15 protein-coding genes are annotated in these 18195 nt (G+C 63.8%); 7 read left to right on the top strand and 8 right to left on the bottom strand.

Going from position 1 to position 18195, the window contains the following annotated elements:
* Positions 1 to 17 precede the first annotated feature (17 nt).
* Entirely contained in the window at positions 18 to 977 is a 960-nt protein-coding gene (locus FA90_RS22775; RefSeq protein WP_036172816.1) for a homoserine kinase, read from the top strand.
* On the top strand, positions 974 to 1741 hold the full coding sequence (locus tag FA90_RS22770; protein WP_036172813.1) for a BPSS1780 family membrane protein: 768 nt from the start codon (positions 974 to 976) through the stop codon (positions 1739 to 1741). Before FA90_RS22775 ends, FA90_RS22770 begins: the two co-directional genes overlap by 4 nt.
* Before the next feature lie 31 nt (positions 1742 to 1772).
* On the opposite strand, the gene FA90_RS22765 is transcribed toward FA90_RS22770, so the two are convergent.
* Positions 1773 to 4094, bottom strand: a complete 2322-nt coding sequence (locus FA90_RS22765; protein WP_036172810.1) for a UvrD-helicase domain-containing protein — start codon at positions 4092 to 4094, stop codon at positions 1773 to 1775.
* Between the two features lie 367 nt (positions 4095 to 4461).
* On the opposite strand from FA90_RS22765, the gene FA90_RS22760 reads away from it, so the two are divergent.
* Together FA90_RS22760 and FA90_RS22755 are read left to right on the top strand one after the other, a co-directional pair.
* Positions 4462 to 5007 carry an SRPBCC family protein gene (locus FA90_RS22760; protein ID WP_036172807.1) on the top strand — a complete coding sequence of 182 codons (546 nt, stop codon included), beginning with the start codon at positions 4462 to 4464 and terminating at the stop codon, positions 5005 to 5007.
* Positions 5008 to 5158: 151 nt separating this feature from the next.
* Positions 5159 to 5671: a hemerythrin domain-containing protein gene (locus FA90_RS22755; protein ID WP_036172804.1), complete on the top strand. Its 513-nt coding sequence runs from the start codon at positions 5159 to 5161 to the stop codon at positions 5669 to 5671.
* Between the two features lie 63 nt (positions 5672 to 5734).
* Here FA90_RS22755 and FA90_RS22750 read toward each other — a convergent pair whose 3' ends face one another.
* Entirely contained in the window at positions 5735 to 6349 is a 615-nt protein-coding gene (locus FA90_RS22750) for a hypothetical protein (RefSeq protein WP_156116809.1), read from the bottom strand.
* A 65-nt stretch (positions 6350 to 6414) separates the two neighbouring features.
* The gene (locus FA90_RS22745) at positions 6415 to 8577 is read right to left on the bottom strand and encodes a M13 family metallopeptidase (RefSeq protein ID WP_081933998.1); all 2163 of its coding nucleotides are present in this window, start codon (positions 8575 to 8577) and stop codon (positions 6415 to 6417) included.
* 86 nt (positions 8578 to 8663) lie between these two features.
* Here FA90_RS22745 and FA90_RS26680 point away from each other — a divergent pair, with 86 nt between their 5' ends.
* Entirely contained in the window at positions 8664 to 8939 is a 276-nt protein-coding gene (locus FA90_RS26680; protein WP_156116808.1) for a hypothetical protein, read from the top strand.
* On the opposite strand, the gene FA90_RS22740 is transcribed toward FA90_RS26680, so the two are convergent.
* The 5 genes from FA90_RS22740 to FA90_RS22720 form a co-directional block, all read right to left on the bottom strand.
* Positions 8909 to 9403 carry an outer membrane beta-barrel protein gene (locus FA90_RS22740; RefSeq protein ID WP_036172797.1) on the bottom strand — a complete coding sequence of 165 codons (495 nt, stop codon included), beginning with the start codon at positions 9401 to 9403 and terminating at the stop codon, positions 8909 to 8911. The genes FA90_RS26680 and FA90_RS22740 overlap by 31 nt on opposite strands.
* A gap of 199 nt (positions 9404 to 9602) precedes the next feature.
* Complete coding sequence (locus tag FA90_RS22735; RefSeq protein WP_156116807.1) at positions 9603 to 10406, bottom strand: hypothetical protein; 804 nt, start codon at positions 10404 to 10406, stop codon at positions 9603 to 9605.
* Positions 10407 to 10584: 178 nt separating this feature from the next.
* Complete coding sequence (locus tag FA90_RS22730) at positions 10585 to 11067, bottom strand: outer membrane beta-barrel protein (protein WP_036172792.1); 483 nt, start codon at positions 11065 to 11067, stop codon at positions 10585 to 10587.
* A 327-nt stretch (positions 11068 to 11394) separates the two neighbouring features.
* Entirely contained in the window at positions 11395 to 12501 is a 1107-nt protein-coding gene (locus FA90_RS22725; protein WP_036176786.1) for an S-(hydroxymethyl)glutathione dehydrogenase/class III alcohol dehydrogenase, read from the bottom strand.
* Positions 12502 to 12645: 144 nt separating this feature from the next.
* Positions 12646 to 13281 carry an ANTAR domain-containing response regulator gene (locus FA90_RS22720; protein ID WP_036172789.1) on the bottom strand — a complete coding sequence of 212 codons (636 nt, stop codon included), beginning with the start codon at positions 13279 to 13281 and terminating at the stop codon, positions 12646 to 12648.
* 322 nt (positions 13282 to 13603) lie between these two features.
* Between FA90_RS22720 and FA90_RS22715 the strand changes: the two genes are divergently transcribed.
* Both FA90_RS22715 and FA90_RS22710 read left to right on the top strand, forming a co-directional pair.
* Positions 13604 to 15181 (top strand): S8 family serine peptidase, encoded by a 1578-nt coding sequence (locus tag FA90_RS22715; protein ID WP_036172786.1) that lies wholly within the window; start codon positions 13604 to 13606, stop codon positions 15179 to 15181.
* A gap of 110 nt (positions 15182 to 15291) precedes the next feature.
* Complete coding sequence (locus FA90_RS22710; protein ID WP_036172784.1) at positions 15292 to 18117, top strand: valine--tRNA ligase; 2826 nt, start codon at positions 15292 to 15294, stop codon at positions 18115 to 18117.
* Positions 18118 to 18195 lie beyond the last annotated feature (78 nt).

Genomic DNA, 18195 nt, shown 5'->3' with positions numbered 1-18195 from the left:
CCTACCCGACTGACACAATGGCAGTTTTCACCTCGGTCACACTGGGCGACCTGTCCCAGTGGATCAAGCAGTTTCCTCTTGGCAGAGCCCTCGCCCTCAAAGGCATTGCGAGCGGCATCGAAAACAGTAACTTCTTCCTGACCACGGAACGCGGCGAGTTCGTTCTCACGATCTTCGAGAACCTGAGCTTCGAACAGTTGCCGTTCTACATCCAGCTGATGCGCCACCTGGCCGCGCGTGGCGTCCCGGTGCCCGATCCGGTCGCCAACGACGCCGGCGAATTGGTCGTCGCCCTGCACGGCAAGCCGGCCGTCGTGGTGAGCAAGCTCGATGGCGCCTCGCAGATGGACCCGCAGCCGGTGCACTGCGCCGAAGTGGGTGCGATGCTGGCGAAAATGCACCTGGCCGGGCGCGACTTCACCTTGCAGCAACCGAATCTGCGCGGCCTGGACTGGTGGATCGAGACGGTACCCAGGATCGTGCCGCACCTGGATCCGGCCACCGGCGCCCTGCTCCAATCCGAACTGGCTTACCAAAAAGAGTTCGCCGCCGGCCCGGTCTACGCCCAGCTGGCGCGCGGCCCGGTGCACGCCGACCTGTTCCGCAATAACGTGATGTTCGTCGGCGACAAGCTGAGCGGTTGCTTCGACTTTTACTTTGCCGGCTGGGACACCTGGCTGTTCGACATCGCCGTCACCGTCAACGACTGGTGCATCGACCTGGACAGCGGCCGGCTCGACGTCGCGCGCGCGCAGGCGCTCACGCGCGCCTACGACGCCGCCCGTCCCTTCACCCAGGCCGAGCGCGACGCCTGGCCGGCGATGCTGCGCGCGGCCGCCCTGCGTTTCTGGGTGTCGCGCCTGTACGATTTCCATCGGCCGCGCGCCGCCGAGATGCTGACGCCGCACGATCCGACCCACTTCGAACGCGTCCTGCGCCAACGCATCGCTACCCCCGCACCCGGCTTGACCGCATGAGCTCACTTCCCGCAAGTACCGGCTGGGCCTGGCTGAAACAAGGCATCGGCCTGTTCCGCAAGCAGCCGGCCGCCCTGACCACGCTGCTGTTCGCCAATATCCTGGTCAGCGTTTTCCTGTCCATCGTGCCGCTGCTGGGCCCGCTGCTCAGCACGATCCTGATCCCGTCGCTGTCGATCGCCTATATGCAGGCTTGCCTGATGATCGAGAATGGCAACCGGGTCACCCCGGCGGTGCTGCTGACCGGCTTTCGCCAGCCGGCGCTGGCGGCGCTGTGCAAGATCGGACTGATCTACGTCGGCCTGGGACTGATCGAGATGGGCGTCGTCGCGCTGTCGATGGGGCCGGAATTCTTCCAGAAGATCGCCGCGCGCCAGGCCGATCCGAAGGCGGCCGAGTCGCTCTCGATGGAAGTGCTGGTGTTCCTGCTGATCGGCCTGCTGAACGTGGTGATGATGGTCACGCTGTATTTTGCGGCGCCGCTGGCCCTCTGGAAACGCATGACGACCGGCAAGGCGCTGTTCTACAGCTTCTTTGCCGTGGTGCGTTCGGCGCGCGTGTTCCTGGTATTGCTGCTGGCCTGGTTCGGCATCCTGATGGCGCTGGTGATGGCCGTGCTGCTGCTGTTCGGCGACGCCGCCATCGGCCGGGTCGTGGCCGTGTGGCTGGTGTTCCTGTTCATGCTGCTGCTCCAATGCGCGCTGTACGCCGGCTACCGCACCATCTTCGGCAAGCCGGCCGATGGGGCGGCGCAGCCGGCCTGATTTTGCCAGCGCGGCCGCCCGACCGCAAGGATCAACGCCCCACCCGCTCCAGCTTGGCCACCGACAGGTCGAGCACTTTCATGCCGGCCGCGCCGAAGTTGATCTGGGCGCGCGCACTGCCGGCCCCACCCTCGATGTTGACGATCACGCCCTCGCCGAAGCGCGCATGCGACACGCTCTCGCCGATGCGCCAGCCGGTGCCGCGGTCGTCGCTCGACTTTTGCGTGAGCTTGCGCGCAATCTGGTTGTCGGTGCCGCCTTCGCGGAAGTTGGCGTCATCCCAGGCCGTGCTCGACTTGCGGTTGCCGAACCAGTTGGTCTGCACGCGCGGGGTCAGCCACTTCAATGAGTCTTCCGGCAATTCGTCGAAGAAGCGCGACTTCATGTTGTAGCGCGTCTGGCCGTGCAGCATGCGCTGCTGGGTGAAGCTCATGTACAGGCGCCGGCGCGCGCGCGTGATCGCCACGTACATCAGGCGCCGCTCCTCGTCGACACCGTCGAGCTCGCGCGCGCTGCTCTCGTGCGGGAACAGCCCTTCTTCCATGCCGGTGATGAACACCGCATCGAATTCCAGGCCCTTGGCCGAGTGCACCGTCATCAGCTGCAGCGCTTCCTGGCCGGCCTGGGCCTGGGCGTCGCCGGCTTCCAGCGTGGCGTGCGAGAGGAAGGCCGACAGCGGCGACATGATCGTGTTCAGCGGGATGTCGGCATCGATGATCTCGAGGCCGCCCTCGTTGAGCAGGATGGCTTCGCTGCTCGACATCTGCGCCTGCGGCCCGAGGTGGGCCGGGCTGTGCGAGCCGAACCCTTCTTCCTGCAGGAACTGGCCGGCGGCGCCGACCATCTGCTGCAAGTTCTCGATGCGTTCCTGGCCTTCTTTTTCCTTTTCGTAATGCGTGAGCAGCGTGCTGCGCTCGAGCACCACGCGCACCATCTCCGGCAGTGGCAGCTGCTGGGTCTCGAAGCGCATGCTCTCGATCAGCTTGACGAAATTGCCCAGCGACGAGCCGGCCTTGCCGGTCATGTGCGGCACGGCCTGGTAGAGCGACACGCGGTAGCTTTCGGCCGCCATCTGCAGCTGCTCGATCGAGCGCGCGCCGATGCCGCGGGTCGGGAAATTGACCACGCGCAGGAAGGCCGAATCGTTGTTCGGGTTGTCCATCAGCTGCAGGTAGGCGATCGCATGCTTGACCTCGGCGCGCTGGAAGTAGCGCAGGCCGCCGTAGACGGTGTACGGCAGGCCGGCCGCGAACAGCGCGTGCTCGATCACCCGGCTCTGGGCGTTGGAGCGGTACAGGATCGCGATCTCGCTGCGCGACACGCCTTCGGCCATCAGGCCCTTGGCCTCGTCGATGATCCACTGCGCCTCTTCCAGGTCGGACGAGGCTTCGTAAATCCGCACCGGCTCGCCTTGTCCCGCGTCGGTGCGCAGGTTCTTGCCCAGGCGCTTGGCGTTGTTGGCGATCAGGTGGTTGGCGCTGTCGAGGATGTGGCCGTGCGAGCGGTAGTTCTGCTCCAGCTTGATCAGGTTCTTGACCTCGAACTCGCGTTCGAAGGCCTGCATGTTGCCGACGTTGGCGCCGCGGAAGGCGTAGATGCTCTGGTCGTCGTCGCCGACCGCGAAGATGGCGCCGCCGCGCTGCTCGCCCTGCCCGGCCAGCGCTTTCAGCAGGTTGTACTGCAGGTCGTTGGTGTCCTGGAACTCGTCGACCAGGATGTGGCGGAAGCGCATCTGGTAATGATGGCGCAGCGGCTGGTTACGCTGCAGCAGCTCGTAGGCGCGCAGCAGCAGCTCGGCGAAGTCGACCACGCCTTCGCGCTGGCATTGCTGGTCGTACAGGTCGTACAGCTCGACCATGCGGCGCTCGATCGGATCATAGGCGTCGAGCTGGCCGGCGCGCTGGCCGCGGTCCTTGGCGTTGTTGATGAAGTACATCAGGTCCTTGGCCGGGTACTTCTCGTCGTCGACGTTGAGCGCCTTGAGCATGCGCTTGATCATCGACAGCTGGTCGGCCGAGTCCAGGATCTGGAAGGTTTGGGGCAAGGCGGCGTCGCGGTGGTGGGTGCGCAGCAGGCGGTTGCACAGGCCGTGGAAGGTGCCGATCCACATGCCGCGCGTGTTAACCGGCAGCATGGCCGACAGACGGGTCAGCATCTCCTTCGCGGCTTTGTTGGTGAAGGTCACGGCCATGATGCCGGCCGGCGATACCTGCCCGGTCTGGATCAGCCAGGCGATGCGGGTGGTCAGCACCCGGGTCTTGCCCGAACCGGCGCCTGCCAGGATGAGGGCGCTCTGGGACGGCAGCGTCACGGCTGCCAATTGTTCGGGATTCAGATTGTCGAGGAGATTCATGCGGGCAATTATAACGTCGGGCCGGCCCGGCGGCGGCGCGGTCCAGGCACATCTACTGATTAAATATACAGTAATACAACAGGCTGCGCACGCCGTCCGGCTGGAAAATCGCCTGCCTTTGACAGGATGCCATCACCCCGTAAACGGCTGCGCAAGGTGCGAACTTCGCGCAGCGCAGTGCATCGAAAGGGATTTGGAAGGGATCGCCACCCGTTGACGGACGCCGCGCTATGCGTGCGCTTCCCGCATGCGAATCGGGTTAAGTTGACAGCCGAAGTCGTCGTGTTAGCGCCTGTCCGCCGCATTTTCGATGCGGATAGGCATTTATTACCATGTAGCGAATGCATAAGCGTACAGGAGGCAACAAATGCTCAACCGTGTAGTCACAGTCGCCGCGCTGGCAGTGGGCGGCATCATGCTTTCCAAGCAGCTCAAGCGCAACAAGGCGTCCGGCATGGACTCCTCGATCATCGAAACCGTCGAGGTCAACGTACCGGTCCGCACCGCCTACAACCAGTTCACCCAGTTCGAGGAATTCCCGCAATTCATGGGCAGCGTCCACGAGATCCGCCAGCTCGACGACCGCCACCTGCATTGGAAGGCCAACGTGGCCGGCAAGGAAAAGGAGTGGGACGCCGAGATCACCGAGCAGATTCCGGACGAGCGCATCGCCTGGCGCAGCACCTCGGGCGTGCCGAACGGCGGCGTGGTGACTTTCCACAAAATCGCCGACAAGGTCACGCGCGTGACGCTGCAAATGGATTACCAGCCGGAAGGCGCGCTGGAGTCCATCGGCGACGCCCTCGGCGCCGTGCGCCTGGAAGCGCGCGCCAACCTGCGCAAGTTCAAGGACATGCTGGAGTCGCGCGGCAAGGAAAGCGGCGCCTGGCGCGGCAGCGTTTCCCAGCACTAGGAACGGGGCCCGCACGATACTGTGTCGGTCGCGCGCATGACGCCGCCGTCGCGCGGCGTTTTCGTGTTTTAAAACATACACTTGCCCCGCCTAAACGAACGAGCCTGGATGCTTGCAGGATGTAGCATTGGGTTCTTTTAGGAGAGTAGCCATGGCAATCAACGACGATCCCATCCGCCAGGTTTCGCACGAAGCGTTCCCGGTCGATAATCCCGTCCTGGCTCTGCTGCGCGACCACGACCTGGTGCGCAAGCTGGCCGACAAGTACCGTAATAGCGACAGCGCGGAAGTCAAGAAACAGGCCGCGATCCAGCTGGTGCAGGCCATCAACATGCACTCGCGTCTCGAAGAATCCGTGTTCTATCCAGGCGTGCGCCGGGTCGAGCCGAACCTGATCGCCCATTTCGAGGAAGAACACCTCGCGGTGGACGATATCCTCGCCACGCTGCAAGGCATGTCGATGGACGATCCGGCCGCGGCGCCGCTGGTCGACGAAATGCTCGACTCGGTCCTGGCCCACATCGACGAAGAGGAAAAGCAGTTTTTCCCGCAACTCCAGCACGCCGCCATCGACATGACGCCGATCGGCCTGGAAATGCAGGCATTCGAAGCGAATATGGTGCACCTGCAGGCGCAGATGAGCGACCAGGGCGCACGGCGCTGAACGTCGCCATCCCAGGCGGATGGATTCCCGACGGTCACCCGGCCCGCGCTCAGCGGGCTTGTTTCATTTCTGCGGTCGCGTAAACAGTTTCACGATCGTGTCTTTACCAACCGGAAAGCGTTTAGCGAAATCGGCATCGCCAAAGGTCCATTGGCAGATCTGCGGGGAAGACATCCCGGGCACGGCGGCATCGTCGCTTCCACTCGAGTAGCAGGCCTGCGCTTCGGGACCGTCGCGCCATGACGGCGTGATTTCGCCGATCGTGAAACGCTGGAGCGACGGTCGGTTGCCGCAATGATCATCACCGAACATCACGTCATGAAAGAAAGGTCGACCATTGCGGGTGACCTCGAGATAGATGTCAGGCACGCCGCCGCACATCTTTTCCGACGGTTCATCCTGGGAAGCCTTGATCATATAGGTCGCCTGCCCGATCGTGCAGGTCGCCTGGAAGCCACGCGCACGGTAAAAACCTTGCCGCTGCAAGGCTTTCGGCGTTTCGGTCGGCTTGTCCCAAAGGGCGCCGGCAACCGAATCGTGCAGGCCGCGGTACTCGACGTCGAGCATGCCGTTCTCGGGCACGCAGGCATAGCGAATGAAGTCGTACGTCACGTCCGCGCGCGCGCCCGTGCTCCAGCACATCGGCAGCGCGACCAGGATGCTTGTCCATCGCTTCATCCACTCTCTCCTTCACAGGGCACGGCACGACGTATGGCGCGCCGTGCCATCCAGCGCGGCTCAGGTTACCACACGCGGCAGTGCTTCTCCTTCACCATCGGCTGCCCCGCCTTGCACTGGAAGGCCTGCTGGAACTGCGGCATGTTGACCAGCAGGCCGTTGACGCGGAAGCGTCCCGGCGAGTGCGGATCGGTCATGGCCGTCACGCGCTGGTTTTCCGGACGGTCGTTTTCGCACGCCCACTGCGCGTTGCCCACGAAAAAGCGCTGTTCCGGGGTCAAGCCGTCGCGCAGCTTCTCGCCCTGCGGCTGGGCCTTCTGCGGCAGCGACGCCATCTCTTCCTGCCACGCCATCCAGCCCAGGATCAGGCCGCCCAGGTCGGCGATGTCTTCGCCTTCGGTCAGCTTGGAATTGATCTTGATGTCGTCCACCACCGTGTACTGCGCGTACTGGTCGACGACGCACTGGGCGCGTTCTTCATACGCCTTGGCATCCTCCTTGGTCCACCAGTCCTTCAGGTTGCCCTGGGCATCGAACTGGCGGCCTTCGTCGTCGAACGCGTGGGTCAGCTCGTGGCCGATGGTGCCGCCGGTGTTGCCGTAGTTGGGCGCGTCGTCCATCTTCGGATCGTACAGCGGCGGCTGCAGGACGCCGGCCGGGAAGTTGATGTCGTTCATCTGCGGATCGAAGTAGGCGTTCACCGTCGGCGGCGTCATGCCCCACTCCGTGCGGTCCAGCGGCTTGCCGATCTTGGCCAGCTGGCGATGCTCTTCGAACTGGTGGCCGCGCTCGACGTTGCCGGCAAAGTCGCCGGCTTTGACGACGTAGCTGCCGTAGTCGCGCCATTTGTCCGGGTAGCCGATCTTGTTGACGATGGCGGCCAGCTTTTCCTGGGCGCGCTTCTTCGTTTCCGGGCTCATCCAGTCGAGCGAATCGATGTCTTTCTTCATCGCGGTCTCGATCTGGCGCGTCATGTGCAGCGTCTTTTCCTTCAGCTGCGGCGAGAACGCGCGGCTGACGAATTCCTGTCCCAGCGCTTCGCCCAATTGATGGTCGACCAGCGCCACGCAACGCTTCCAGCGCGGCGGTTGCTGCTGCACGCCGCGCAGCGTCTTGCTGAAGAAATCGAAATGCTCGCGGTCGAAATTCGACGCCAGCACCGGCGACATATTGCGCGCCACCTGCCAGCGCAGATACGTCCGGGTGCCCTCGACGTCATTGCTTGCCCACATCTTGCCCAGTGCCTTGAAGAAGCCGGGTTCGGTGACGTTGAAGGTGGTCTGCTTGCCCTGGCCGAGCTCATCCAGGTAAGCATGCCAGTCGAAGCCGGGGGTCAGCCCCTGCAAGCCCTTGGCATCGACCTTGTGGAACAGTTTATAGGGATCGCGCTTGTCGACCCGCGACAGCGAGGCCTTGGCCAGCTCGGTCTCGATCGCCATCACGCGCGCGGCTTCCTGCTTCGCTTGCGCCGGCGCGTCGCCCAGCAATTCGAACGTGTTGGCGATGTGGATCAGGTACTTGGCGCGGACCTCTTTCGATTTGGCGTCCTGCTTGAGGTAGGAATCGCGGTCGGGCAGGCCAAGGCCGCCCGCGGTCGCGAACGCGATCACGCGCGATGAGTCGCCGAAGTCCTGGCTGGCCCCGAAGCCGAAGAACAGGCCCGGATCCGACAGCGCCAGGTGCAGGCGCGCCAGCACGCGCGGCAAATCCTTGTTCGAACGCAAGGCCGCGATCTGGTCGAAGTACGGCTTGAGCGGCGCGCTGCCGCGGGCCTCGATCGCCTTCTCGTCCATGCAGGCGTCAAAATAATCGCCGATCTTTTGCTGGTTGGCGTTGCGGCCATCCTGGCGCTTTGCGAGGTCTTCCAGGATGCCCCACAGGAAGCGCTGGTTGTCCTGGGCCAGCTTGCTGTACACCGACCAGCGTGCCTGGTCGGCCGGGATCGGGTTGTTCTTCATCCAGCCGCCGCAGGCGTACTGGTAAAAGTCGACGCAGGGATCGGCGTTGCGGTCCATCGACTTGACGTCCAGGCCCGGGGTGTAGGGAAAGGAGGTGGCCGGGCGTTCCGGGCTGGCGGTCGGCGCGGCGCTCAAGGCCGGCGTCGATGCCTGGCTTGACGCTGACGTCGAGGCTGGCGTCGGGGCCGAGGTCTGGGCATAAGCGAAGGCGCCGATGCTGGCCAGGGCGGCGAGAACGGCGGGCTGGGCAAGGCGAACGAAGGTGCGCATGCGAGGAATTCCTGGTGATGATGGCTTGGGGCGTCATGCTGCCATACAACTGCAAACCCGACAATGTTTATTGACGGGCAAGCCGTGTGCTGAAACATGCCCTGCTTTCGTGTTTTAAAACCTTTTTATTTGATTATGTGCGCAAAGGCTTAATTCATGAATATGCGCGGATTATCACGGATTTACGCCGGATTAATATTCGACAAGCGCCGGCTGATCGGATTTTTGCAAATGCCGCACTTGGCTTTCGAGTGAAACCAAACAAAAAGCGCCTGCTCCTCACGGAACAAGCGCTTCTTTTTAGGCGATCAGATCACCCGGCTGAATTCGATCAGAACTTGAAAACCACGCCGACGTTGTAATAGGTCGAATCGCTGGTTGGTTTCTGGACTTCGACGCGGCCCGACACGGCCGGGGTGAAATCGTAGTTCAGGCCGACGCCGTACATGCCGCCACTGTCGCTGGCGCTGTAGGTGGTGCCGCCATACGACGCTTCGGCGCGCACATCGTTATAGCCAAGGCGGCCGTACACGTCGAACTGCGGCGCCAGCGGATAGGAGCCGATCACCGATACGTGCGTCTGCTTGGCAGTGATATCGACGCCGTAGAGGTCCCCTTTGCCCAGCTGGCGGTAGCCCAGCTCGATCGCAAGGAAGCGGTTGAAGCCATAACCCAGGAAGCCGCCGTAGCCGGTCTTGCTACCGTCCATGCCGTCGAGTTTGGTCGAGCCGACGTCCAGGCCGCCGTAATAACCCGGCGGCGTGGCAAACGCGGAAGAAGCAAGCAGGCTCAATGCAACGGCGGCGAAGATCTTTTTCATCATCATGTTTCCAGATTCTCTCAGTGGTCTTATTTATTGGAAATGAAGATAAACATTTCCATAGGGAAATTATACAATCACGAAAATAGATCGCCAAGGGATTGTCTGTATTGAACAACGCTTGTTTTTTATGCGTACGAGAAAATGGCCGGCGGATTCAATTCGCCGGCCACCGTGAAACGGCGAGAACGATAACGGCTCGGTTTTACGGCGCCGGCTGCGCCAGCCCACGTGCCCTGGCGTCGCGGATCAGCGCGTGCACGGTCTGGTCGGCGGCGTGGCTGGCGCGGTCGATGTCCTTGCCGAGCGCATCCATCTTGCGGCCCAGCGCTTCCATCGGCCCCTTCGCATTCTCCATCCGCAGGCCGATTTCCTTCATCTGCATCTGCGCCTGGCGCCCATGCACGGGCTGGGCGGCGGCGCCCATCTGGCCGCCGAGCTGGCCCATCCGGACACTCAGTGTCGCCATCTCGGCGTCCAGGCGTACACGTTCGCCATCGTCGGCCGGTCCCATCTGCCGGCCCAGCTCGCCCATCCGCCGGCCCAGCGCATCCATCTGGCGCTCGATCGCATGCATCTTCGCTTCGTCCGGCTTCATGGCGGCGCCGGCGCGGCCCATTTCCATGCCGAGCGCGCCCATCGCCTTGCCCTGCTGGTCCATGTCGCGGCCACAAACGTTCATCTGGTCGCCGAGGCGGTCGACGTCGGCCCAGGCGGCGCGCGCCTTGGCCAGCGTGTCCGGGTCCCGGATCACCCAGGCGCGGCCATTCTCGCGGAACCAGAGGAAGTCGCCCTTGATGCGCGCCTTCGCCTGCTTGACGGCGAACCAGTCGCCCCTGTCGCCGCTGCCGGTCATACCCGTCACGCCCGCGCGCACCAGCGCGTACGGCTGGTCGGCATGCCCATCCTCGTGCGCCCAGGTTGCGCTTGCCGCCGCGGCGGTCAAGGCAAAGCCAAGGGCCAGGATGGCCGGCAGCCGGCGCAGCGTCTTGTGTTCGAATCGGGACATCGTTTCCTCCATGGGCTGGGTTCAATGAAGGCAACGATAGAGGCGCGCTTGCGATGCGGCCAACGCACTGCGACAGACTGCGCGAATGGCGGAACAGGCGGCAAAAACCAATAAAAAAAGCGCGCAGGCTTGACAGCCATGCGCGCTTTTGGATCGCTGGCGTCAAGCCAGCCGGCAATTAGAACTTATAGCCGACGGTGATGCCGATGTTGTTGGCGTAGTTGGTCGGCTTCTGCACTTCGACGCGGCCGAACAGGACCGGGCTGAAGTCGTAGCCGACGCCGACGCCGTACAGCGCGCCGCTGTTGCTTTCCGGTGCGCCGTTCAGCTTGCTGTAGCCGATGCGGCCGAACAGGCTGAACTGGTCTTTCAGGGGCACCGAAGCGATCACCGACAGGTGGGTCTGGTTGATGCTGGCGTCACGGCCATTGCCGTAGGCGTCATCCCACTCGCCCAGGCGACGGTAGCCCAGTTCGAAGCCGATATTCTCGTTCAGGCCGTAACCCAGCAGGGCGCCGTAGCTGACCTTGCTGCTGTTCAGGTCCAGGGTGTCGGCACGGGTCGAGCCCAGGTCGACGGCGCCGTAGAAGCCGGTCGGCGCAGCGAAAGCGGAGGAAGCCAGCAGGGTCAGGGCTGCAGCAGCAGCGATTTTCTTAAACATGTTTAATCCAATGCAAAATGTTGAAACTACGTGTAGTCGCAACTCGCCGCAGGGAATGGGCTGGGTTGCTAGTTTGAAATTATATGCCTTATGCATGAACCCTGCTGGAATCGTCACAATTTCTAACAATATTTCAATAAATACACGGAAAGTATGCAGAAGCAAGCTGGTGTCGCTGTTGCGGGGACCGGCGTGCTGCGGCTGCGCTGGGTGCGCTGGATGCGCTGGGTGCGCGCAGGCAAAGAGGGTGGGAGTGAAAACGGAACCGGGCCGGCGGGCGGCCCGGAAGGCGGCAGCGGCGGAACGCGCCGTCGCTTCAGTCCTGGATCAGTAGACGACCACCGAGCGAATCGATTCGCCCTTCTTCATCAGGTCGAAACCTTCGTTGATCTGGTCGAGCGACAAATGGTGCGTGATCAGGTCGTCGATGTTGATCTTGTTCTCCATGTACCAGTCGACGATGCGCGGCACGTCGGTGCGGCCGCGCGCGCCGCCGAAGGCCGAACCTTTCCACTCGCGGCCGGTGACCAGCTGGAACGGACGGGTCGAGATTTCCGCGCCGGCTTCCGCCACGCCGATGATGATCGACTGGCCCCAGCCTTTATGGCAGCACTCGAGCGCCTGGCGCATGGTGGTGGTGTTGCCGATGCACTCGAACGAGTAATCGGCGCCGCCGTCGGTCAGCTGGACGATGGCGTCGACCACGTTGCCGACTTCCTTCGGATTGACGAAGTGGGTCATGCCGAACTTGCGCGCCATCTCTTCGCGCCCCGGGTTGATGTCCACGCCGATGATCTTGTCGGCGCCGACCATCCTGGCCGCCTGGATCACGTTCAGGCCGATGCCGCCCAGGCCGAACACGACCACGTTGGCGCCCGCCTCCACTTTCGCCGTGAAGATCACCGCGCCGATGCCGGTGGTGACGCCGCAGCCGATGTAGCAGATCTTGTCGAACGGTGCGTCCGAGCGCACCTTGGCCAGCGCGATTTCCGGAACCACGATGTAGTTCGAGAAAGTCGAGGTGCCCATGTAGTGGTAGATCGGCTTGCCGTCCAGCGAAAAGCGCGAAGTCGCATCCGGCATCAGGCCGCGGCCCTGGGTCGAGCGGATGGCCTGGCACAGGTTGGTCTTCTGCGACAGGCAGAACTTGCACTGGCGGCATTCCGGCGTGTACAGCGGAATCACATGGTCATCCTTGCGCAGGCTGGTCACGCCCGGGCCGACATCGACCACCACGCCCGCGCCTTCATGGCCGAGGATGGACGGGAAGATGCCTTCCGGATCGGCGCCCGACAGCGTGTAGTAGTCGGTGTGGCAGATACCGGTCGCCTTGACCTCGACCAGCACCTCGCCCGCCTTCGGGCCTTCGAGCTCGACCTCTTCGATCGTCAGCGGTTTTCCCGCCTGCCATGCAATCGCTGCTCTGGTTTTCATGTCGTCCTTCCTGAACTTAACGTTGGTAATAATGAAATTCAGCACAGCCATGGCGTGCCGATGAATTTGTCATGATACCAAGCGCAGGAAAGACGCGTGGCCGAGCCGCCGTTTTCGTGCGGAATCTTAGCCAGGCAGCGGCCGTCAGCGCCGCAAGCGCGAAACAAAGGCGCCGTGCAGGCCGTTGAGCAATTCCTCGGCCTCGACCAATTGCTCGGCCAATTCGTTGATCTTGCGCCGGCTCGAGCGGGCGTGGTCGCGCAGCACCTCGAAGGCGGTGTTGCGGTCGGTCTGGAAACGCGTCATCAACAGGCCGACGGCCAGGCTGGTCTCGCGGCCCGCGGCCAGCGCGGCGTTCAGGTTGGCTTCGGTGTGGCGCAGCTTGCGGATCTCATCGGCACGCGCCAGCGCCGATTCGAAGGCCGGCAGCAGGCGCGTGGCGTCGACCGGCTTGACCACGAAGCCGACCGCGCCGTGGCTGGCGGCCTGGCGCGCGGTCTCCGCATCGTCGACCGAGGACAGGAACATGAAGGGCACCTCGGTGTGGTCCTTCAGCCGGCGCGCCAGGTCGAGGCCGGACATGCCGGGCATGTTGATGTCGAGCAGGGCCAGGGCAATGTCGGTATCCGGTTCGGCCACGCGCTGCAAGGCTTCGGGCGCCGACGCCGCCATGATCGTTTCATAGCCCGCGTGGCGCAGGACGGTGGACAGGTAGTCGAGCAGGAGGGCGTCGTCGTCGACCAGAAGGATGAGGCGGCGGGAAGCCGTAGGCGCACTCATGATTATCGTTATGTAGTGTGAGTAGGTCGCGAACCGGGCGCCGTGTCAATCGTCACCTCACCCTATTCGGCTGATACAAATATAGCATGCTGTAGAGCTGACGCGTCAATATATCTATGTCCTGAGTGCAACAACAACAGTCTGGCGCGCACGATTGGAAATCATTTGCATACATACAAATGTCACACATAAACTCATCCATGCTGCCCAGGTATTTGCAAACCGCGGCTACAGCACGACGTTCGGTTCTTAAAGCAGCAAGCAACAGCACACGGGCATAGCTCGTGGCTATAACGACAAGCTTTATACGGAGAAAACACCGATGAATCAGCAATCCACGCGCGCCTTCCCTGTCCTTCCCGCTCTCGGCCTGTGTGTCGCGGCGATCGCCACGGCCTTCGCGGTCCCGGCGGCAGCCGCCGCACCCGACACCACCCGTGTGATCGTCGCCTTCAAGCCGGGCGCCAAGGCCGCGCTCAAGTCGGCCGTCGCCGCCGCCCGCGGCGCGGTCAAGCAGGAAATCTTCAACATGGACGCCATGGCCATCGAAGTGCCGAGCGTGGCGCTCAAGGGCTTGGCCAACAACCCGAACGTCGAGTACATCGAAGAGGACGTAATCCGCAAGCCGTTCTCGCTCACCACCCCCTCGACCGGCGTGCCGTACACCAGCGGCCAGCAGGTCCCCTACGGCATCAAGCTGGTCCAGGCCGACCAGCTGGCGGATGCGAACGCCGCCAACCGCAAGATCTGCATCATCGACTCCGGCGTCGACTTCAGCCACGAAGACCTGAAGGACAACGGCGGCAACGTCACCGGCGAATACGACGCGGGCACCGGCTGGTGGTACACCGACGAGACCCACCATGGCACCCACGTGTTCGGCACGATCGCCGGCGTCAACAATGGCCTGGGCGTGGTCGGCGTGAACCCGAACAAGCAGCTCAAGATCCATGTGGTGAAGGTGTTCGGCACCGACGGCGCCTGGACCTATTCGTCGACGCTGGCCAACGCCGCCAACAAGTGCGGCGCGGCCGGCGCCAACGTCATCACCATGTCGCTGGGCGGCGGGGCCAAGAGCATGACCGAGCAGAAGGCCTTCGACAGCCTGCAGACCAAGGGCGTGCTCAGCATCGCCGCGGCCGGCAACGACGGCAACGCCACCACCTCCTACCCGGCCGGTTACGCCAGCGTGATGTCGGTCGCGGCGGTCGACGAGAACAAGGCCTTCGCCAGCTTCTCGCAGTACAACAGCGACGTCGAGATCGCCGGCCCGGGCGTGTCGGTGCTGTCCACGGTCCCGATGGGCGCCGGCATCGACACCGCCCTCTCGGTCGGCGCGTCCAACTACGCCTCGTCGGCGATGGATGGCTCGCCGGTCAAGACGGCGACCGCGCCGCTGGCCGACTTCGGCATCGGCGACAAGGTCAACACGGCAGTTTCGGGCAAGGTCTGCCTGATCCAGCGCGGCACCGTGGACTTCGCGACCAAGGTGCAGAATTGCCAGAGCAGCGGCGGCGTCGGCGCGGTCGTGTACAACAACGTCGCCGGCGCCTACAGCGGCACGCTCAACGGCGTCGCCACCAGCATCCCGTCGGTGACCGCTTCGGACCTTGATGGCGCCGCGATGAAGACCCAGCTCGGCAGCAGCGCCACGGTGGCGGTGAAGGCGTCGAACTATGCCTACTTCGACGGCACCTCGATGGCGACGCCGCACGTGTCGGCCGTGGCCGCCCTGGTGTGGAGCTACTTCCCGACCTGCACCGGCGCGCAGATCCGCACCTCGCTGGACAACAGCGCACTCGAGCTCGGCGCTGCCGGCCGCGACATCCACTACGGTTACGGCCTGGTGCAGGCGAAGGCCGCCTACGACCGCATCAAGTCGCTGGGCTGCGGCAAGTAAGCTTCCACGCCGTCTGACCGGCATGGCGAAAGGGCGCGGCAAGCGCCCTTTTCAATTGCGCCGTCATCTATAATGGTCGTTTTCGCATATATATCCCGATAAGCCACATCATGGAATTAGCCAAGTCTTTCGAGCCAGCCGACATCGAACAATTCTGGCGCAGCGAGTGGGAACAGCGCGGTTACTTCGCCGCCACCATGGACGCCGACAAACCGTCGTTCAGCATCCAGCTGCCGCCGCCGAACGTGACGGGCACCCTGCACATGGGCCATGCCTTCAACCAGACCGTCATGGATGGCCTGACCCGCTACTACCGCATGCGTGGCTTCAACACCGCCTGGATTCCGGGTACCGACCACGCCGGCATCGCGACCCAGATCGTGGTCGAGCGCCAGCTGGACGCGCAAAAGATCTCGCGCCACGACCTCGGCCGCGAAGCCTTCGTCGAGAAAGTCTGGGAGTGGAAGGAAAAGTCGGGCGACACCATCACCGGCCAGATGCGCCGCCTGGGCGCCTCGGCCGACTGGCAGCGCGAATACTTCACGATGGACGAGCCGCGTTCCAAGACCGTGTCCGAAGTGTTCGTGCGCCTGTACGAGCAGGGCCTGATCTACCGCGGCAAGCGCCTGGTCAACTGGGACCCGGTGCTGGGCACCGCCGTGTCCGACCTCGAAGTCGATTCGCAGGAAGAAGACGGCTCGATGTGGTACATCCAGTACCCGCTGGCCGACGGCAGCGGCCACCTGACGGTCGCGACCACGCGTCCGGAAACCATGCTGGGCGACGTCGCGGTCGCGGTCGACCCGACCGACGAGCGCTACACGGCCCTGGTCGGCAAGATGCTGAAACTGCCTCTGGTCGGCCGCGAGATCCCGGTCATCGCCGACGAATACGTGGACAAGGCCTTCGGCACCGGCTGCGTGAAGATCACGCCGGCGCACGACTTCAACGACTATGCGGTCGGCCAGCGCCACAACCTGCCGCTGCTGTCGATCATGACGCTCGAGGCCAAGATCGTCGACGACGCGCCGGCGGCCTACCGCGGCCTGGACCGCTTTGCCGCACGCAAGCAGATCGTCGCCGACCTGGAAGCGCAGGGCCTGCTCGAGCAAGTGAAACCGCACAAGCTGATGGTGCCGCGCGGCGACCGCACCGGCGTCGTCATCGAGCCGATGCTGACCGACCAGTGGTTCGTCGCGATGAGCAAGCCGGCGCCGGAAGGCACCTTCAATCCGGGCAAGTCGATCACCGAAGTCGCCCTGGAAAAGGTCGCGAGCGGCGAGATCCAGTTCGTGCCCGAAAACTGGAGCACCACCTACAACCAGTGGCTGGGCAACATCCAGGACTGGTGCATTTCGCGCCAGCTGTGGTGGGGCCACCGCATTCCGGCCTGGTACGGCCCGAATGGCGAAATCGTGGTCGCGCGCACTGAGGAAGAAGCCCAGGCCAAGGCCAAGGAGCAAGGCATCGCCGGCGACATCCGCCGCGACGACGACGTGCTCGATACCTGGTTCTCGTCCGCCCTGGTGCCCTTCTCGACGCTCGGCTGGCCCGAGCAGACGAAGGACCTGGACCTGTTCCTGCCGTCGTCGGTGCTGGTGACCGGCTTCGACATCATCTTCTTCTGGGTCGCGCGCATGGTCATGATGACCGCGCACTTCACGAACAAGGTGCCGTTCAAGACCGTGTACGTGCACGGCCTGGTGCGCGACTCGTCCGGCCAGAAGATGTCCAAGTCGAAGGGCAACACGCTCGACCCGATCGACCTGATCGACGGCATCGACCTCGAGTCGCTGGTAGCCAAACGCACCACCGGCCTGATGGATCCGCGCTCGGCCGAGAAGATCGCCAAGGCGACGCGCAAGGAATTCCCGGAGGGTATTCCGGCCTTCGGCACCGATGCCGTGCGCTTCACGATGGCCAGCTACGCCTCGCTGGGCCGCAACATCAACTTCGACCTCGGCCGCGCCGAAGGCTACCGCAACTTCTGCAACAAGCTGTGGAACGCGACCCGCTTCGTGCTGATGAACACCGAAGGGAAAGACTGCGGGGTGCGGCCATCCGACAAGCCCGACCCGGCCGATTACTCGCAGGCCGACCGCTGGATCATCTCGCTGCTCAACCGCGTCGAGCTGGAAGTGGCCAAGGGCTTTGCCGACTACCGCTTCGACAACATCGCCAACGCGATCTACAAGTTCGTCTGGGACGAGTACTGCGACTGGTACCTGGAACTGGCCAAGGTGCAGGTCCAGCAGGGCAGCGAAGCCCAGCAGCGCGCCACCCGCCACACGCTGCTGCGCGTGCTGGAAGTCGTGCTGCGCCTGGCGCACCCGATCATCCCGTTCGTGACCGAGGCGCTGTGGCAGGCGGTGGCGCCGCTGGCCGGCAAGGGCCAGGGCGAGAACCGTGACTCGATCATGCTGCAGCCCTATCCGATCGCCGATGAAACCATGATCGATGAAGGCGCCGAAGCCTGGATGGAGCAGTTCAAGAAGGTCACGGACGCGACCCGCAACCTGCGCGGCGAAATGAAGCTGGCGCCGTCGGTGCGCGTGCCGCTGATCGTCGAGCCGGCGAGCGAGCTTGACCGCGCCGCCGCCCAGGCCTTCGCGCCCTACGTGCAGCTGCTGGGCAAGCTGTCCGAGGTGCAGATCGTCGACGCGCTGCCGGAATCGCCGGCCGCGGTCGCCATCGTCGGCACCACCAAGCTGATGCTGAAGGTCGAGATCGACGTCGCCGCCGAACGCGAACGCCTCAAAAAGGAGATCGCGCGCCTCGAAGGCGAGATCGCCAAGGCCAACGGCAAGCTGTCCAGCGAAAGCTTCGTCGCGCGCGCGCCCGAGGCCGTGGTCGCGCAGGAGCGCGAGCGCGTGGCCAACTTCAGCGCCACCCGCGACAAGATGAGCGAGCAACTGGCCAAGCTGCCGCCGGCCTGATCGCCCAGAACGCCGGCTGCGCCCAGCGTGGTGCAGCCGGGTGCGCGGTGCATGCCGCAGTTCATCCAAAACGCGCCG

It is taken from the genome of Massilia sp. 9096 (assembly GCF_000745265.1).
Lineage (GTDB): Bacteria > Pseudomonadota > Gammaproteobacteria > Burkholderiales > Burkholderiaceae_D > Telluria.
This window is presented reverse-complemented; position numbering and strand designations above follow the sequence as displayed.

What these genes read in the sequence shown, in the direction of transcription:
- FA90_RS22775 (WP_036172816.1), top strand. Translation starts at nt 18, where the DNA reads ATGGCAGTTTTCACCTCGGTCACACTGGGCGACCTGTCCCAGTGGATC.
- FA90_RS22770 (WP_036172813.1), top strand. Translation starts at nt 974, where the DNA reads ATGAGCTCACTTCCCGCAAGTACCGGCTGGGCCTGGCTGAAACAAGGC.
- FA90_RS22765 (WP_036172810.1), bottom strand. Translation starts at nt 4,094, where the DNA reads ATGAATCTCCTCGACAATCTGAATCCCGAACAATTGGCAGCCGTGACG.
- FA90_RS22760 (WP_036172807.1), top strand. Translation starts at nt 4,462, where the DNA reads ATGCTCAACCGTGTAGTCACAGTCGCCGCGCTGGCAGTGGGCGGCATC.
- FA90_RS22755 (WP_036172804.1), top strand. Translation starts at nt 5,159, where the DNA reads ATGGCAATCAACGACGATCCCATCCGCCAGGTTTCGCACGAAGCGTTC.
- FA90_RS22750 (WP_156116809.1), bottom strand. Translation starts at nt 6,349, where the DNA reads ATGAAGCGATGGACAAGCATCCTGGTCGCGCTGCCGATGTGCTGGAGC.
- FA90_RS22745 (WP_081933998.1), bottom strand. Translation starts at nt 8,577, where the DNA reads ATGCGCACCTTCGTTCGCCTTGCCCAGCCCGCCGTTCTCGCCGCCCTG.
- FA90_RS22740 (WP_036172797.1), bottom strand. Translation starts at nt 9,403, where the DNA reads ATGATGATGAAAAAGATCTTCGCCGCCGTTGCATTGAGCCTGCTTGCT.
- FA90_RS22735 (WP_156116807.1), bottom strand. Translation starts at nt 10,406, where the DNA reads ATGTCCCGATTCGAACACAAGACGCTGCGCCGGCTGCCGGCCATCCTG.
- FA90_RS22730 (WP_036172792.1), bottom strand. Translation starts at nt 11,067, where the DNA reads ATGTTTAAGAAAATCGCTGCTGCTGCAGCCCTGACCCTGCTGGCTTCC.
- FA90_RS22725 (WP_036176786.1), bottom strand. Translation starts at nt 12,501, where the DNA reads ATGAAAACCAGAGCAGCGATTGCATGGCAGGCGGGAAAACCGCTGACG.
- FA90_RS22720 (WP_036172789.1), bottom strand. Translation starts at nt 13,281, where the DNA reads ATGAGTGCGCCTACGGCTTCCCGCCGCCTCATCCTTCTGGTCGACGAC.
- FA90_RS22715 (WP_036172786.1), top strand. Translation starts at nt 13,604, where the DNA reads ATGAATCAGCAATCCACGCGCGCCTTCCCTGTCCTTCCCGCTCTCGGC.
- FA90_RS22710 (WP_036172784.1), top strand. Translation starts at nt 15,292, where the DNA reads ATGGAATTAGCCAAGTCTTTCGAGCCAGCCGACATCGAACAATTCTGG.